Genomic DNA, 16,317 nt, shown 5'->3' on the forward strand with positions numbered 1-16,317 from the left:
CTATTACAATCTCTCAGGTGCAGCAACTTGCATATTGGCACTCATTTTTGCAGTCGGTTGAGAGTCAGACTGAGCAGGCGTAACTTGAGGCGCATTTAACTCTGCTCCCGGCCGTGCAGGTTGCGAAGAATGCTGCGATAACCAAACCATTCCACCACTCAGCACAGCAGCATAGCCTAAATATAAATGCACTGGACTGAGCGCCATTCCACCCAGCGAAATCGACTTCTGCTGCTTTGGCTGATACCAAGATGGCAACACAGCTTTCACTGGGTCAACAGCAGGCAGCAAATCGAGCAACACCGTACTCTCAACATTCAAGGCTTTCGCAATGCGTTGAATAAACCCTCTGAGATAGACATCTTCAGGCAAATGGGTGCCCTGTCCAGCCTCGATCGCAGTTAATTGATGAACTGGAACGAGCGTTTTGCTGTGCAGTTCCGCGATCGACATCGATCGCGCCTCACGGGCGGCTCGAATCTGTGCGCCTAAGCGTGCCAAACACTCCTGCCGATGAGATTCAGAAATATCAGCAGTAACCTTTTTACGAGGAGATTCCACCTTTTTCGGTTCTGGCTTCGGTGTGGAAGCTTCTTGCAACTTCATTTCTCGCAGTGCCAATCGAATTGCTTCGCGTGCCACTGATTTGAGACAAACTTGGGCAGAAGTTCCTTCAGAGACACCTGCTTCTAAACGCTCAACGGCTCGACGGTAGATTTCACTCCGGTATAGCTCAGCTTCTATCTGGGAAAGCAGGGTGTGATGGTCATCTAGCTCCACGCCTGCCATACTGATCCGCATCGAATCTTGCGCTAACATTTCCTGTCCTCACCAAAATCAAGAATTGCGATCGACCCCGTATAAGACGCTAGTGCAATGTTGCCAATGCAACATAAAAAACCTCTTGTGTCGATTTCTTCTTTCTTCCGGCTCAGAACTCGAAATCTGGAAGTTTTGTCAGAGATTATGCCAGTTTATTGGCAGTTTTCGCCCAGTCAATATCCTTCTGAGTGATTCCACCAGCATCGTGTGTGGTTAGGTCAACGGTGACGCGATTATACACGTTGAACCATTCGGGATGATGTCCGTTCGCTTCGGAGACGAGTGCCAAGCTTGACATAAATCCAAATGCTTCGACAAAGGAAGCAAATTTGAATTCACGGTGTAATTTGCCCTGCTCGATCGTCCAACCGTCCAGGTTTTTTAATTCGGCTTCGAGATCTTGTAAAGAAAGTGGAGTCATGATGCTACCTCTTTTGATGGAAGAAGAATTTCAATGCGATCGCCGGGCTTTGGCTCAATCACAGTGGTCGATAGATTCGCTTGAGCCAGTTTTGCACGAAACTGATCGACTGTTCCGATGGCTTTGAGTAAAGAGTTCAAGATGCCTTCAAACTGAATATCTCCACCTGCTGCTGTGGGCAAAATCACTTGAGGTCGAACTTGTTGAGCAAGATTGACTCCACTTTCAGCACCTTTAATAATTGCGCCAACAAGCGGTAAAGCCAGATCGATTAAAGGAGTGATCACTACATCGATCGGAGCTTTCAAGTTCTTGGGATGACTACCATGAGGCTCATAGTAGAGTGTGGTTCCCGTCGAAAGTTCGGTCAACAAGTAGCCATTTTCTTGTGTCCCAGGCCCAAGTTGAGATCCTAAAGTCGCTTGAATTTGAAGCTGATCTAACGTCCAGCTTTCTCCAGGCTTCAAGGCTGTAATCGATGTAAATCCGATCGCTTGGGCTACCTTTGCCGCACTAGGAGAACCAACAACTGGAATTGAGCGATCGAGCTTTTTCAAGGTTTCAGGATGAGCATGATCTTCAATCCCTTGCGAGAGCAGGATCAAATCGATGTTGTCAGGAATGGGGCGATCTTTCGATCGAGTTCCTTTGAACAGCCATCCGAGATTGCCAAACACTAATTCGCCAACGAGCCAGGGATCGAGCAGGATGCGCTTTCCAGCCAGTTCGATCAGCCAAGAATTGCTATCAAGCCAAGTAAGAAACATTGTTTGCTGACCGGAAATTAATTAGCTTGCTTGCCAACTTACCTAGCGAATCAGTTCACAGGGTGCTGGCGCAAGAAGTCTATTGACCCTAATTTTAAACCTCGATCGTCTCTCCCAAGGTGGTGACGCGATCGCCTTTGACTAATTTTCTTCCCCGTCTCGTTTCAATGGTTCCATTAACTTTGACTTCTCCAGCTTGAATCAGCATTTTTGCCTGCCCTCCAGTCTGGACTACGCCTTGAAATTTGAGAAATTGATCTAACTTAATTGTGTCTTCCATCATTTACTCGGGTTGTTGTAACTGTCGTTGAATGCGATCGCTCAAGGGACTATGTTTAGAAGCCATCCGAGCCTTGCCAGCCGCTGCCCAATCTTGCAAAAACTCAATCTGCTCTTTCGCAGTTCGGGCAAGTGGCACCATCTGACTCGCGGATTCGAGAATGTCATCGGTGGTGAAATCCCGATTTTGACTAAATCCAATGTGCATGGCTTCGATCAATGTCTGCTCGATTTCGGCTCCTGAAAAGTCTGGAGTTTCGTAAGCTAAGCGATCGAGGTCATATTGTTTCAAATTGTGCGGACGCAGCCGAGACAGATGCACTGAAAAAATTGATTTCCGTTCTTCCTGAGTCGGCAATCCCACAAAGAAAATTTCATCAAATCGCCCTTTTCTCAGCATCTCTGGCGGCAAAGATTGAATGTTATTCGCAGTTGCCACGACAAAGACAGGAGATTTTTTCTCAGCCATCCAAGTGATAAAAGTTCCGAAGACGCGGCTCGTTGTTCCCGCATCGCCTCGACTATCGACTCCTGCAAACGCTTTATCGATCTCATCAATCCAAAGCACACAAGGCGCAAGCGCTTCTGCGAGTTGAATCATTTGACGAGTGCGCGATTCGGATTCTCCGACTAAGCCACCAAACAAACGCCCAACATCCAAGCGCAGCAGCGGCAAATGCCAATGATGCGCGATCGCTTTTGCCGTTAAAGATTTTCCTGTCCCTTGAATGCCGACGAGCATTAAGCCTTTTGGGTGCGGTAATCCATATTGTCGAGCACGATCGCTAAATGATCCACCGCGCCGAATCAGCCAATCTTTGAGATTATCCAATCCGCCAATATCCGAAATCGCTTCCGTTGCGGGATAGAAATCGAGAATCTGAGTTTGCCGAATCGTTTGGCGTTTTTCTTCCAAAATCAATTCAATATCTTCAGAGCGCAGTTCGCTATGTAAGGCAAAAGCACGAGCGAGAACGCGCCGAATTCTCTCGATCGATAAACCCTGGCACGATCGCACCAAATCATCCAAATTCTTACTCTCAAGCTGCTGACCTGTAGCACTTAACAGTCGCTCAATCTCAGACTTAATATCTGCGGCTCCTGGCAGTGGAAACTCCAAAACGGTGAGCACTTCGGTCAGATCATCGGGAATCGCAATCTGCGATGAAAGTAAAACTAAATTCTTAGGCTGAGACTTCAGCAATCGCGTTAAATTTCTCAATTTTCGCGAAATCGAAATGTCATCTAGAAACCGATGAAAGTCCCGCAAAATGAAAATCGCAGGCGCACTCATCGGCAGTTTTTCGACGAATTCTAAAGCTTGCAGCGGGTTGCGTTTCCCAAATCCCACATCATTCGGATTGCCCTGATAGCCATCGACAAAATCCCAGGTGTAAACGGCACGATCGCCTTGAAGTTTCGCCGCTTGTGCGATCGCAGCTTCGACTCGTTCTTCTTCACGAGTGGGGATGTAAATAATGGGGTAACGCGCCCGCAGCAGGAGATTAAATTCGTCGCTAAAACTCATAGTTTCTTAAAGTACGGTCTTTCTATTACCGTACAACACTCAATTGAGTTTTCCTTTCAATGACTGCAAGGATGCCCAGCGTTGATCGATGCCTGGGTTCTTCACTTCATCTGCTACCTCAATGCCCGCACAGTCTTGCTGACAGAGTTGGCGCTGCGGAATTTCCAGGGAAAGCTGCTCATAGAGCCAACTTTCTGGATCAAAGTAACCGTGCGGCGGCAAGGTTTCGACCAGATCATCCATCGATAAATCTTGATCCAGTGGGAGTTCGTCGAGTTGATCAGCCGTTTCATCGAGCCAAATCAATTCACTCGGCTCGATCTCTAATCGATGATTAAATTGCTGCAAACAACGATGACACGTTAAGGTGACGATCGTTTCAGCGTGAGCCGAGACTTCGAGAAAATTCCCTCGGTGAGCCACCTTCAGCCAGCCTTGAACCGGAGTCAGCGTTTTGAGATCTTTGAGGAGGGTTTTGAACTCAATCTTCTGGGTTTGTTCAGGGCACTGAGTCAGCCGAGGAATATGAATCGCTTCCATGATGTTTCTTAGAGTCGTAATCGTTCTGATCAGCATCCAGCTTTCAGAACATGTTCAGCAGTAAAGAGTCGAGTCGAAAAAGTGAAAGAAATGACCGAATCGCGATTGCAAAACCGCTCGATTTCAAGTGCAGCACGAGGGCGATTAGGCTAAAAATCTTCAAGCGTTAATCGCAGTGTTATTGCCTGTGTTATCAGAAATCTGTCTCACAAGGCTGTGCTGTTCGTACATCTATCAAACCAAAAGCGGCAGATTTGTTTTCTAAACCACAAAATCTCCCGCTTCTCTTAGTTTATCGAATTTTAGAACTTGCTAGTCTCCGTCGGAACCCGCTCCAACTAGCTTCACGACTAATCGTCGATCGGGTTCTTGTCCGCGACTGAAGGTTTCGATATCCTCGCTCCCTTGCAAAATCGAATGCACCTGTCTTCGTTCTGCTGAAGAGAGCGATTTGATCTCATACTCTCTTCCCGTCTCACGAACTTCTGCCGCTGCATTTTCAGCAATTTCGAGCAGTTCTTGATGCCGTTTTTCACGATAGCCGTTTAGCTCGATCGTATAAGCCATCTGTTCGCTTTGCCCAATGTTCAGAATCGAACTTGCTAAATACTGAATCGAATCTAAAACTGCACCTTTACTGCCCAGCAGTGCTTCGAGCTGATTCGGCTGGAGGGCAGTATGGTCGATCGTCAACCAGCAGCTTTTCTCAGCAAATGTTTCTCGTACTTCGGCAGTTACGGTTGCCGGAAAATCAGCGAACTTCAGGAAGGTTTCCAGCCATTGCTGACCTCGCTGCTGTAATTGAGTCTCAGCCATACGTCCAACCAATTATGCTTTTTTCTTACGACCGGGTTCAAACGGCAGAGAATCATCTCCACCTTCTTTATCTTTCTTCGCTCCACCCCCTGCTTTTGCCGTCGCCGCAGCTTCGGCATCCACCAGCTTCTGGAGATGTTCAGGCAAAGGTTCACGCGACAAAATGAAAGTTTGAGCCGTCTGGAAAATGTTCGCCAGCACCATGTACATCAACACACCCGCAGGCAAGGGGAAGAACAAGAACATGCCAGAGAAAATCACAGGCGTAATCTTATTCACTGTGTCTTGCTGAGCATTACCCGTTGAGCCTTGACCGGAAATCAATTGACTGATGTAAAGGCTAATCCCAAAGAACAGCACCATCCCAATGATGTCCCAGTGCAATGTGCCATCTGGATCGATCGCGCCGACGTGACCTAGCTGATCGATGAACAGGAATCCTTTATCGGCTGCCAGTCCAGGAATAAACGCTTGAACCGTTGCATCTCCGGGCTGAAGAGCTTCGATCGTGCCATCCTCATTAATCTTGATGCGCTCCGCTCCAACCGTTGCTTTGAACTTCGGAACTAAACGACTGTCAGGATACTCAGATTGCAGGGCACTAAATGGCTTGCCTTCGACGGTTTGAAACTCGATTTTCGTTTTCTCACCGACGGCGAGCTTTGTCCCAGCAGGAGCGATCGCAGTAATTTTTGAGTGAACGCCATCTGCCAAGTAAATATTCTGAGGGGCAGTAATAAAAGCTTGCGGTGCAACTTGTTCAACTTGAGCCTGAGGCGCAATTTGAAAATTCACCGTGTAAGGCACATCCGAGAAAGGCGATCCTCTCAGAGTCGCAAACAAGGCAAAGAGAATGGGCATCTGCAACACAACAGGCAAACAGCCTGCTAGAGGATTACCAAACTCCTTGTAAAGCGCACTCATTTCTTCCTGCTGTTTGGCAGGATCGTCTTTATATTTCGCCTGAACTTCTTTCACGCGCTTTTGCATGACCGGCTGAGTCACCTTCATGCGACGCATACTACGGATGGAACCAGCACTCAAGGGATAGAGGGCAAAGCGAATGACTAAAGTCAACGCCACGATCGCCAAACCATAGCTCGGCACGATCCCATAGAAAAAATCCAGGATCGGCAGCATCACGTTATTGGATAGGAAGCTAACACCAAAGTCCATTCGCTTTACGTCTACCTAATAGGATCTAAAGTTTGACTGTGACAATTCCTGAGGCAATTTTTGTCAAATGCTTAAATTGTCAAATACAGTGTAGCGTCTAGGGTTGACTTCCGAGACTTCCACTGACTTTTTTGGCGCGCTCAGAAAGCCGCTCGTTAATGAAATCGTAAACGTCCCGAAACTTAGGCACAGCGCGTAGTTCAACACGGCTGCCATCTCGAAGCGTCAACACCATATCGCCGTAAGATCCGATCCCACGCGGTACGGTTACGACCTTCGTAATTTCGGAATAAATCACGTCGGCACGATCGCGCCCTTGCCAGCCGCCCGTCACACTGATCCGTCGATTCGTAATCCGATAGCGCAACCAAAGGGCACGCACGATCGCACCAACGGTCAACGGCAAGCAAATCACCGTGAACCCAAGCAGCACATTGATAATGAGATCCCCCATGTGAGGGCCACCTTCGTAGAAGACTTCTTCTTTAACTGCCATTCAGCACCTCAGCTTTTATCAATAACTGCTCTAATTCTTGCAGATATTGAGGGTAATCACACTCAACCGCCTCGATCCGGACTCCGATCACGATCGAGAATCCAGCGTTCAGACGCGGCAAGAAATTCCGCAAAATTGCTCTCACTTGACGTTTAATTCGGTTGCGAATGACGGCTCGCTTGCTGACCTTTTTGCTGATTGAAATGCCAATCTGGGTCGGTTGCTCAGGCGTTTTTAGCACTCTGAGCGTAAAACAGCGCGATCCTCGACGAAATCCGCGCTGATAAACAGCATCAAAATCTCGTCGATGTCTGAGCCTATTTTCCTGAGGTAACAACTCAAGAAGTCGAAACCGAGAGGCGAAGCCGCCCTTTGCGACGACGCGCTTGAATGACTTTCTGTCCGTTTTTGGTTCGCATCCGAGCGCGAAATCCCGATACTCGTCTGCGTTTGCGGCTTGTTCCGCCGAGGGTACGCTTCGTCATGTCCGTGGCTCCAGTGAATAATAAATCCCAAGCAAAAAAATAGTAGACTGCGGGAAAAGTCACAGTCTACTAGAGTATCATGATTTTCGGTTACTGAATCGTAACGATCCAGGTTCCAAGATCCCGCAGAAGAGGAACATCTCCAGGGGTGAGGATGCGACAGTTGAAGTAGAACATGCCGCCGCTATTGGGATTCTTGACGTTTGAGAAGATGATTTCGACATTGGAACCTGCCGGAACAGGTTCTTTCGGGAAAATCTCAATCACGTAGTTTTCTTTCTCCCATTTGACTTCATCGATCGCAACTTTTTTGTCATTGACCAAAAGTTCAACTTCTTTCGGATCGAACGTGCCTTTGAAGTAGTTGGGGTAGTCGATCGCAAATTGAGCGATCGCGAGTTTCACTTTTTCTCGCCCGATGCGAAACCGATAGCGATCCCAGGAGCCGCTATTTCCACCAAAGTCGAGTCGATAGCTGAGTTGGTTTTTCGCTTCAACGCCGCTGAAGATTGTCAATCCGGGCAGACCTTGAGCGAACGCAACCAGGGGAGCCGCAGCGATTAAGCTTCCCGCAATCGCGAGAGTTGAAACCGTGCGACGCATTGAACATCCTTTCAGCAGCATAGAAAAAAATAGATTAGGGGTTAAGTTCATTCAACATTGAGATTAGCAGGAACTGTTGCGTGAGGGGCTACTCCACGGCGACGAGTTTTGCCTAGGATTCGTTCCCGAGTGTTAGACATCTCATTAATATCTCTATCTAGTTTAGAACAAGAATATTAGTCCAGGTCGGCACAATCTTGCGTGTTTAACGCTGCTCGAAATGAATCAGACGTATTGAAAGTTGTAAATTTCTATGTAAATCTCTATGTTTTTATCGCAATTTTATTAATTTAGATTTGCATTTTTCTTCAGATATTTAAACTCATACAAACTTACATCTTGTCGCTCATATACTGACTCTATAATTTCTGAACCTTTGCCTCAGAAATTACTTTTTGAAACACAAGCGACACCTCGCCTTGTGTTTTCGAGTATGAATGAGAAAGGCTTGGGAATTAAGGAACATGTTGTTACAAACCTCCACATATCAGGAGATGCTATGACGATCGCGATCGATAAAGAATCAGGGGCAGAGCGGACACCCGATCAAACCCCTGCCCTGTATAGAAAAATTGGAATTCCAAAAGAGATTTATCTAGGCGAATGCCGAGTCGCCGCAACACCTGACACGGCTCAGATTTTACAGAAATATGGATTTGAAGTATTAGTTGAATCGGGAGCCGGAGAAGCTGCAAACTTTTCAAATCAAGCTTATTTAGATGCCGGTTGCCGAATCATTGTCGATACTGAAACGCTCTGGTCTTATGCAGATCTAGTGCTGAAAGTTCGTCCGCCAACTTGGAATTCCAGCTTAAACAAACATGAAGCCGATTTATTACATGAAGGGGCAACCTTAATTAGTTTTATTTGGGCGGCTCAGAATCCAGAATTAATCAAGCATTTAGCCGATCGTAAAGCGACCGTGCTCGCGATGGATGCCGTGCCACGGATCAGCCGTGCTCAGAAATTAGATGCCTTGAGTTCGATGGCAAACATCGCTGGATATCGCGCGGTGATTGAGGCGGCTGAACATTTTGGACGATTTTTTACCGGACAAATTACGGCGGCGGGCAAGGTTCCACCTGCAAAGGTAATGGTAATTGGCGCAGGAGTTGCCGGATTGGCAGCGGTGGGAACCGCGCGATCGCTCGGTGCAATTGTGCGCGCCTTCGATACTCGCCCCGTCGTGAAAGAACAAGTGGAAAGCTTAGGGGCAGAATTCCTCGAATTGGAATTTGAGGAAGATGGCACTGGACAAGGCGGCTATGCCAAAACCATGAGTCCTGAATTTATCAAAGCAGAGATGGAACTGTTCGCGGCTCAGGCGAAAGAAGTCGATATCATCATTACAACCGCTCTGATTCCCGGCAAGAAAGCTCCCACCTTGATTACCAAAGAAATGGTAGAGAGCATGAAAGAAGGCTCAGTTGTCGTTGATTTGGCAGCAGAGCAGGGTGGAAACTGCGAAGTGACAACTCCGGGACAGATTGCTCGGCATCATGGGGTAACGATCATTGGTCTAACGGATTTGCCGAGTCGGATGGCGGCTCAAGCCAGTCAGCTTTATGGCAAAAATCTGTGTCATTTGCTCGATGACATGGGCAGAAATGATCACTATCACGTGGATTTAGAAGACGAAGTGATTCGAGGTGCTTTGGTTCTACATCAAGGTGAAAAAGTCGAGCCTTTGCCGAAAGTTGAACCCACCTCGAAAGTTGAACCCGCACCGAAAGCTGAAGCCTTGAAGGTTGAAGTCAAAGCTGAAGTCTCAAAGGTTCGCAAATCCACAAGCTGGATTTGGACAGTTCTCTTCGGATTAGGCTTACTCGGAATTGGCACGATCGCGCCTGCATCTTTCCTCAGCCACTTTACTGTCTTTGTGCTGGCGTGCTTTGTAGGATGGCAAGTCATTTGGAACGTGAAACCTGCATTGCATACGCCTTTAATGAGTGTGACGAATGCGATTAGCGGCATCATCATCTTGGGTGGAATGCTTCAGATTTCGGGGACTGCCACTTCTGCAACAACCATTTTAGGCGCGATCGCAATTCTGATCGGCACCATCAATATCGCGGGTGGCTTCTTAGTCACTCAGCGGATGCTCAAAATGTTCCAGAAATAGAGGTGAGCCATGTTTGATAGTCTTTCTAATGTGGCGTACATTGCCGCGAGTGCTTTGTTCATTTTGAGTTTGAGCGGACTTTCTAACCAGGAAACGGCTCAGAAAGGGAATGGGTATGGAATTGCTGGAATGGCGATCGCGTTTCTCGCAACCATTCTCCGCAGTGATGTGACAGGGTATGGAATTCTTGCCACTGTGATTGTACCGGGAGCAATTATCGGCGCAATTCTCGCAGGGCGAGTTGCAATGACTGAAATGCCTGAGCTAGTTGCCATGCTGCATAGCTTTGTCGGGATGGCAGCCGTGCTGGTTGGAATTGCGAATCATCTTCAACCGCAGGCTTTAACGGGAGCCGAAGCAACGATTCACCAAGTCGAGGTCTTTATCGGTGTATTTATCGGAGCGGTGACATTTACAGGCTCGATCGTTGCTTTTGGTAAGCTTCGAGGCTTAGTTAGCAGTAAGCCGTTAATGATTCCAGGACGGCACATTCTGAACCTTGGTTTACTCGGTGCAAGTGTTGCTTTGGGCGCACAGTTTTTGAATCATGACTCGACTCTGGCATTGCTGATCATGAGTGTGCTAGCTGGAGTGCTCGGCGTGCATCTGGTGATGGCGATCGGGGGTGCAGATATGCCCGTCGTGATTTCGATGTTGAATAGTTACTCTGGCTGGGCTGCTGCTGCTGCTGGATTTATGTTGTCAAATGATTTGCTAATCATTACGGGCGCATTAGTTGGCAGTAGTGGCGCGATTCTGAGTTACATCATGTGTAAAGCAATGAATCGATCGTTTATCAGTGTCATCTTGGGCGGCTTTGGAACTGGGAAGAGTGCTAAGGCAAAAGAGATGACGGGAGAAGCGAAATCGATTTCGCTAGAAGACACCGTCGAGCAATTAGAAAATGCTAGTAGCGTAATCATTGTTCCAGGCTACGGCATGGCAGTTGCACAAGCACAGCATGCGATTTCTGAAATCACAAAGACTTTGCGCGATCGCGGAATCAAGGTTCGGTTTGGCATTCATCCGGTTGCCGGAAGACTTCCAGGACATATGAATGTGTTACTAGCAGAAGCAAAAGTGCCCTATGATATTGTGCTAGAAATGGACGAAATCAATGACGATTTTCCTGAAACGGATGTCGTTTTAGTGATTGGGGCAAATGATACGGTGAATCCTAGCGCTGTCGAAGATCCAGATTGTGCGATCGCGGGAATGCCTGTTCTGGAAGTTTGGAAAGCAAAAACAACGATCGTGCTAAAGCGGAGTTTAGGCAGTGGATATGCAGGCGTTGAAAACCCCCTGTTCTACAAGGAAAACACTCACATGCTTTTTGGCGATGCGAAGAAGAACACTGATGCAATTCTCAGCAAACTCAACGCATTAGTCGTCGCCTAACCCCGTTGCGTCTGAATCAAGAAGCAACCGTAAGAGCTTAAACGCTTTTACGTCTTTACAAGGTCAAACGTCATGGTAATCGCCTCGTTGAATGCATTCGACAGGCGATTTTTTTAGCTTAAGAAAATCTTCTACTTTTAAAACGACTTGACAGCTGACATCCTCGCCATGCTCATATCCTCCCATCCCATCTGCAACCACCAAAACGGGAATCTGTTCGGCTCGATCGTCGAGCAAGAAAAACACAGTGTTATCGCATTGATTCGTTTCCGTGCGAGCGTAATAGTTGGGGATCTGCATATGCTGACTTCAATCGGATTCAATTGGGTTGACAATTCTAGCCAAAAGTAAAGCTGAGCCGGAGCAAAGGCTCAACGGATTTGGAGAGATCGGATCTGAGACTGCTTTGAGCGAGATCTGTGGATGCAACGAGATAGTTATTCTACAGATTCGTTTGTATTATTTTGTTGATGTAACGTTTTCTAAAAAGGACGGCGTGATAAATATTGTAGGAGCGCGCTAGATTCAAGCAACGTCCTCATCCGTGATGAAAATTTACCCAGAACAATGCAGAATCGCTCTACAGCATTCAGTAGTCATTGCAAGATGAGATGCTACCCCGTTCTACTCTCATAAAATTGACATCGAACATGAAAGAGTTGATTCTTACCTGGAACAAGGGCACGATGACTCGCACTCTCTACTCTACTCACCCTGGAATTGCTCACCCACAATTGCGAATTGGTCGAGATCCAGTCACTTGTGATTTAGTCTTGCCTTCGATCACACAGGAAGACTTAACCGTATCGAAGTTACATGTCGAAATCTACTTTGCCCCCCCTGCAGACCAGTTTTATCTCCGCAATCTCAAAGGCAAAAGCAATCCTCCTAAGCTGTACGGGAATTGGGTGGATGACGTACCTGTGCCACTTGATCATGATGGAGAATTGCAGCTCGGCAGACGAGTGTTCCAGATCTCGGTTGTGCTCCACACCCCGATCGTGATTGCTCCAACCGCGCCTGCGGATCTCAAAGCGGAAGGTGCTCCAACATCTGCCTTGCCCCTGACTTGCCCACACTGTGCATCAGGCTATACCTACGAGGAAGCCACAAAATTTAATGGACGCTGTCCGAAAGATGGCTTCTTTTTACATGGAGCTTCTATCTATATTCCCTAAACTAGCGAAAGTATGCCAGTTACCGTTACTCTCTTTTGGAATGATCCTGTTACTGAAGCTGAGCAAGAAATCGTTGCGGTCACTCCGATCGCCATTGGGCGAAGTGCAGAAACGATGCGCCAACAGGGCATTCCTGATCGCCAGCATGTGATTCTCAATAGTCTACAAGTTTCACGGTTTCATGCCCTGATCGAGTGGAAAGACGGGAACTTGATAGTCAGCGATCAACACAGTAGTAATGGGCTCTTTGTGAATGGTCGCGCTCAGACGCAGGCAGCTTTAGTCGATGGCGATGTGCTACAAGTGGGTCCGTTTCAGGTTTCCATTCTTCGCACCCAGTTTCCGTCGCGTATCTCTATCGCTGCACCTCCTGCACCTGCTCGCACACAATCTAGCTTTCCGCCTCCTTGGTTCATTCAAGCTGAACACATTTCCCTCTCGGATTTAGACCGAGATCGGATTGAGGTTGAGCAAATTGATTTTGCAGCGGTTGGCGGTGGATTGGGGAGCTATATTTGGGCAAATTTGCTCAGGCTATCTGGAATTCGAGCCGATCAGATTCGTGTCTTAGGTAAGGTGCAATTCGATCAACAGGGCAAGCTTCGTCTCGACTCAGAACAAAAGCCCTATTGGAACTATCAACAACTGTGCGAATTTTCTCAAATTCCACCGCATGAACGATTACGATCGAACTCGGATTCTTGCCCAGATAATATCTGGGGATTTCCTAGCTATGCACTGCGAGAAGCTTGGTCAGATTTGGGAAAAGGTCAGCTTGGTCATGCGTTGAAGCTGCTATACCAAGTTTTTTCAGAGCCGACAGGCATCGAAACCTATACACCCAAGTCGGGCAATGTCTTTGCGTCGATCGATCGTGAAACCCGTCGAATGGGATGGCAGCAGATGTTTCGCTATGGTGATGTACGAGCCATTCGCAAAACCACGGACGATCGCTATGTGATTGCTTATTCACGCAGTAGTGCGAGTGGACGGAGCTACCATTATTTGGTCGCGCGCTATGTCCAGATCGCGATCGGATATCCTGCACTGCGCTATCTGCCGCTTGTAACTACCTATCGTGAAAAGACTCAAGAAGCATTTGACGATCGTTTAGTTGTCAATGCCTATGAAGACCATCAACATGTCTATCAGCAACTCAAACAGCGAGGCGGCGGAACTGTTGTGTTGCAAGGTCGGGGCATTGTTGCCTCTCGGATCATTCAACGCATTGATGAGATGCGAAAATACGAAGACACGAAAATTCTGTTGATTCACATGATGCGATCGCCCGTCTCTCAAGGACATCGCTATCAAAGCTCAACTCGTCTTGTGAAAAATCACCAAGAGCTTCAGCCGTTTAATTGGCCTAAAGCATGTTGGGGCGGTGAACTTAGAGAAGCTTTAGAAAAAGCACCCCCTGAAGAACGGAAACGGTTACTTAGTGATTGGGGCGGGACAACTACGGCAGACCGTCACGACTGGCAGGACATGATTGATCAAGGGATTCGTTCCGGTTGGTATCGGATTCTGTTTGGCGAGATCAAGGATTTGCAGCGAGAGCACGATCGCTTACGCATTGATGTATTAGACAAAGCCGAAGCTCAGAACAATGAGCAGATGATCAAAGTCGATTTTTTGATTGATGCCACAGGACTCACCAATGAGGTTCAGTTTAGCCCCTTGCTCAAAGATTTGGTGCTGCGGTATAAGCTCGATCTCAATCCCACGAAACGGCTCTCAGTCTCAAATCAGTTTGAAATGCATGGCATGAGAAATGGTGCAGGACGGATGTATGCAGCAGGGGCAATGACCTTGGGAGGTCCCTATGCAGCCGTCGATAGCTTCTTAGGACTTCAGTATGCAGCATTGGTTGCCGTCGATGATCTGAGCACGGCGCAGGTTCCGGGCATCAAGCCTTTGAATGGTTTGAGATCGTTTACTCAATGGTTACGCTGGGTTCAAAATCAAGCCCCCTAACGTGCGGCGATCGCTTTGCCTGCAACAGTTGTAATGACAGGCCCGATTAAGCAAGTGACTGCAATGTAAGCCACGATCGCATTAAACACTCCGGAGCTAAGTAAACCAGCATTGCGACCAAATAAAGCAATGACGAGGACTAACGCCGAGCGCGACATTGTTAAGCCAAACATCGTAAAAATGGCTGCCCAATCATATTTGAAACAATATCCAGTCAGCCAAGCTGCTAAAAATTTTGCCCCAACTGCACCCAGAATCACGAAAGCTGCAATACCTAAGTTTTCTGGATGCTGAATCAGGACATTTGGATCAGATAACACGCCAACCGACAAAGCAAAAATCGGAATAAATAAGCTATTCCCCACGAATTCAAGTTGCTGCATGAACTGACTGGGCACTGAGCGGCTTAAAGCTAACCCTGCAATAAATGCACCCACAATGGCATCGACGCCAATGGCATGAGTCAGGCTTGCGGTTAAAAACATTGCCGCAAGCACAAATACGAATGCGTGCTGAGGATGGGTTTCATCTTTGATCACCCGCTGTGCTAGATACTGTAATCCTTTCAAGCAGCTAACGATCACGATCGGCAGCAGAACAAGCAGTTTGATCCACAGGTCGATCCCAACTCCCCCGGCTTGAATTGCTTTCACGATCGCATATGCCATCAGGGTCAGAACCGTTGTGATGATTGATCCGCCCACTGCAACAGAAACTGCTTCTTGCTGCCCAATCCCAAATGCAACAACAATGGGATATGCCATTAAAGTATGCGGCGAGTAAAGAATCCCCAGCAGTACTGCAACGAGTAAATTCTGAGTTAGAACCTGTCCAGTCACAAAGCCGATCGCAAAAGGCACACCAAACGTTAGCAGCCCAAAGGTGAGGACTTTCTTACCTGCATGATGGAGGAAATCGAGCTGCAATCCTAGTCCTGCTAAAAGCATAATGTAGAGCAATCCAATTCGCTCTAGCAAAATCAGTTGAGCATCCCGCGCGATCAAGCCCAAGCCATTCATTCCTACGATCGCACCGAATACAATCAAGAGAACGATCATCGGCAACCGCAACCAAGTTGCAAGCTTCATTGCCACAAAGATCAATCCAAGAATCAGGCTAAAAAGATAGACTGGATCAGCTAAAGGTAATCCTGCAACGCTTAAAATTCCATACATTTAGAGCCATTTACCTCCACGGAATCGCCAGCGTGGAAAGAAAATTCGCATCAGGCTCTGAGAGGCAATAAACACTGTGAGCCAAACAAGACTGTAATGGAAAATGAAGATACCCACCTCGATCGGGATGCTCTCAACTCCAGGCAAAGCGATGTCCAGTCCATTCAACACAAAGAGCAGAAAGAGTCCTTCCCAGATTCCTGCAAGCAACTGAAAACTCGCGGGCCAATCCCGATCCCAGCGAAATTTTTGAATTCTGTCGTACAGAACATCCCAGCCTAATCCCAGAATTGCGATCCACATCAGAATCCCAAGGTAATTACCCGATGGCTCGACTAGTATGCCTAGGGAGAAGGGAAGAGTGACGAACACCCCGATCGTAAATAACAGCAGAATGCGAGTTTGCCATCGACCAAAGAGCGTTGGGGTCATAGGTAGGCTTTCGTTTCCAGGATGAATAAGAGCATCATATCCGCTACACCCAGTGCTTTCTGCCTAAATTGATAGATTGATTTACAAACAAAAACCTGGCTC

19 protein-coding genes are annotated in these 16,317 nt (G+C 47.5%); 4 read left to right on the forward strand and 15 right to left on the reverse strand.

The annotated features are described in order from the left end of the window. Positions 1–3 precede the first annotated feature (3 nt). From LEPBO_RS40455 to LEPBO_RS0129485, 12 genes are all read right to left on the reverse strand, one after another. Complete coding sequence (locus LEPBO_RS40455; RefSeq protein WP_017291186.1) at positions 4–819, reverse strand: helix-turn-helix domain-containing protein; 816 nt, start codon at positions 817–819, stop codon at positions 4–6. A 145-nt stretch (positions 820–964) separates the two neighbouring features. Next, positions 965–1,243 (reverse strand): 4a-hydroxytetrahydrobiopterin dehydratase, encoded by a 279-nt coding sequence (locus tag LEPBO_RS0129435; protein WP_017291187.1) that lies wholly within the window; start codon positions 1,241–1,243, stop codon positions 965–967. Next, positions 1,240–2,010, reverse strand: a complete 771-nt coding sequence (locus LEPBO_RS0129440; RefSeq protein ID WP_017291188.1) for an MBL fold metallo-hydrolase — start codon at positions 2,008–2,010, stop codon at positions 1,240–1,242. Before LEPBO_RS0129440 ends, LEPBO_RS0129435 begins: the two co-directional genes overlap by 4 nt. 94 nt (positions 2,011–2,104) lie before the next feature. After that, complete coding sequence (locus LEPBO_RS0129445; protein WP_017291189.1) at positions 2,105–2,293, reverse strand: RNA-binding S4 domain-containing protein; 189 nt, start codon at positions 2,291–2,293, stop codon at positions 2,105–2,107. Beyond that, entirely contained in the window at positions 2,294–3,817 is a 1,524-nt protein-coding gene (locus LEPBO_RS0129450; RefSeq protein ID WP_017291190.1) for an AAA family ATPase, read from the reverse strand. A gap of 39 nt (positions 3,818–3,856) precedes the next feature. Next, entirely contained in the window at positions 3,857–4,393 is a 537-nt protein-coding gene (locus LEPBO_RS0129455) for a YceD family protein (protein WP_239741245.1), read from the reverse strand. Between the two features lie 276 nt (positions 4,394–4,669). After that, the gene (locus LEPBO_RS0129460) at positions 4,670–5,173 is read right to left on the reverse strand and encodes a Jag family protein (RefSeq protein ID WP_017291192.1); all 504 of its coding nucleotides are present in this window, start codon (positions 5,171–5,173) and stop codon (positions 4,670–4,672) included. 12 nt (positions 5,174–5,185) lie between these two features. After that, entirely contained in the window at positions 5,186–6,349 is a 1,164-nt protein-coding gene (gene yidC / locus LEPBO_RS0129465) for a membrane protein insertase YidC (RefSeq protein ID WP_026149017.1), read from the reverse strand. 97 nt (positions 6,350–6,446) lie between these two features. Then, positions 6,447–6,845, reverse strand: coding sequence for a PH domain-containing protein (locus tag LEPBO_RS0129470; RefSeq protein ID WP_017291194.1), 399 nt, complete (start codon positions 6,843–6,845; stop codon positions 6,447–6,449). Beyond that, positions 6,835–7,182 (reverse strand): ribonuclease P protein component, encoded by a 348-nt coding sequence (gene rnpA, locus LEPBO_RS0129475; protein WP_017291195.1) that lies wholly within the window; start codon positions 7,180–7,182, stop codon positions 6,835–6,837. The genes LEPBO_RS0129470 and rnpA overlap by 11 nt, the downstream gene beginning before the upstream one ends. A gap of 1 nt (position 7,183) precedes the next feature. Further along, positions 7,184–7,330: a 50S ribosomal protein L34 gene (rpmH, locus tag LEPBO_RS0129480; protein ID WP_026149018.1), complete on the reverse strand. Its 147-nt coding sequence runs from the start codon at positions 7,328–7,330 to the stop codon at positions 7,184–7,186. A gap of 90 nt (positions 7,331–7,420) precedes the next feature. Next, positions 7,421–7,954 carry a DUF2808 domain-containing protein gene (locus LEPBO_RS0129485; protein ID WP_017291197.1) on the reverse strand — a complete coding sequence of 178 codons (534 nt, stop codon included), beginning with the start codon at positions 7,952–7,954 and terminating at the stop codon, positions 7,421–7,423. Positions 7,955–8,432: 478 nt separating this feature from the next. Here LEPBO_RS0129485 and pntA point away from each other — a divergent pair, with 478 nt between their 5' ends. Together pntA and pntB are read left to right on the forward strand one after the other, a co-directional pair. Next, positions 8,433–10,055, forward strand: a complete 1,623-nt coding sequence (pntA, locus tag LEPBO_RS0129490) for a Re/Si-specific NAD(P)(+) transhydrogenase subunit alpha (protein WP_017291198.1) — start codon at positions 8,433–8,435, stop codon at positions 10,053–10,055. A gap of 9 nt (positions 10,056–10,064) precedes the next feature. Then, complete coding sequence (gene pntB / locus LEPBO_RS0129495; RefSeq protein WP_017291199.1) at positions 10,065–11,453, forward strand: Re/Si-specific NAD(P)(+) transhydrogenase subunit beta; 1,389 nt, start codon at positions 10,065–10,067, stop codon at positions 11,451–11,453. Positions 11,454–11,516: 63 nt separating this feature from the next. Here pntB and LEPBO_RS0129500 read toward each other — a convergent pair whose 3' ends face one another. Next, positions 11,517–11,753, reverse strand: coding sequence for a hypothetical protein (locus LEPBO_RS0129500; protein WP_017291200.1), 237 nt, complete (start codon positions 11,751–11,753; stop codon positions 11,517–11,519). A gap of 386 nt (positions 11,754–12,139) precedes the next feature. On the opposite strand from LEPBO_RS0129500, the gene LEPBO_RS40460 reads away from it, so the two are divergent. Together LEPBO_RS40460 and LEPBO_RS0129510 are read left to right on the forward strand one after the other, a co-directional pair. After that, complete coding sequence (locus LEPBO_RS40460) at positions 12,140–12,631, forward strand: FHA domain-containing protein (protein WP_190806269.1); 492 nt, start codon at positions 12,140–12,142, stop codon at positions 12,629–12,631. A gap of 12 nt (positions 12,632–12,643) precedes the next feature. After that, positions 12,644–14,608 (forward strand): FHA domain-containing protein, encoded by a 1,965-nt coding sequence (locus LEPBO_RS0129510; RefSeq protein WP_017291203.1) that lies wholly within the window; start codon positions 12,644–12,646, stop codon positions 14,606–14,608. Here LEPBO_RS0129510 and LEPBO_RS0129515 read toward each other — a convergent pair. Further along, positions 14,605–15,783 (reverse strand): cation:proton antiporter, encoded by a 1,179-nt coding sequence (locus tag LEPBO_RS0129515; RefSeq protein WP_017291204.1) that lies wholly within the window; start codon positions 15,781–15,783, stop codon positions 14,605–14,607. The genes LEPBO_RS0129510 and LEPBO_RS0129515 overlap by 4 nt on opposite strands. Further along, positions 15,784–16,215 carry a hypothetical protein gene (locus tag LEPBO_RS0129520; RefSeq protein WP_017291205.1) on the reverse strand — a complete coding sequence of 144 codons (432 nt, stop codon included), beginning with the start codon at positions 16,213–16,215 and terminating at the stop codon, positions 15,784–15,786. Positions 16,216–16,317: the final 102 nt, after the last annotated feature.

Origin of the sequence: Leptolyngbya boryana PCC 6306 (genome assembly GCF_000353285.1) — a bacterium.
GTDB classification, from domain to species: Bacteria; Cyanobacteriota; Cyanobacteriia; order Leptolyngbyales; family Leptolyngbyaceae; genus Leptolyngbya; species Leptolyngbya boryana.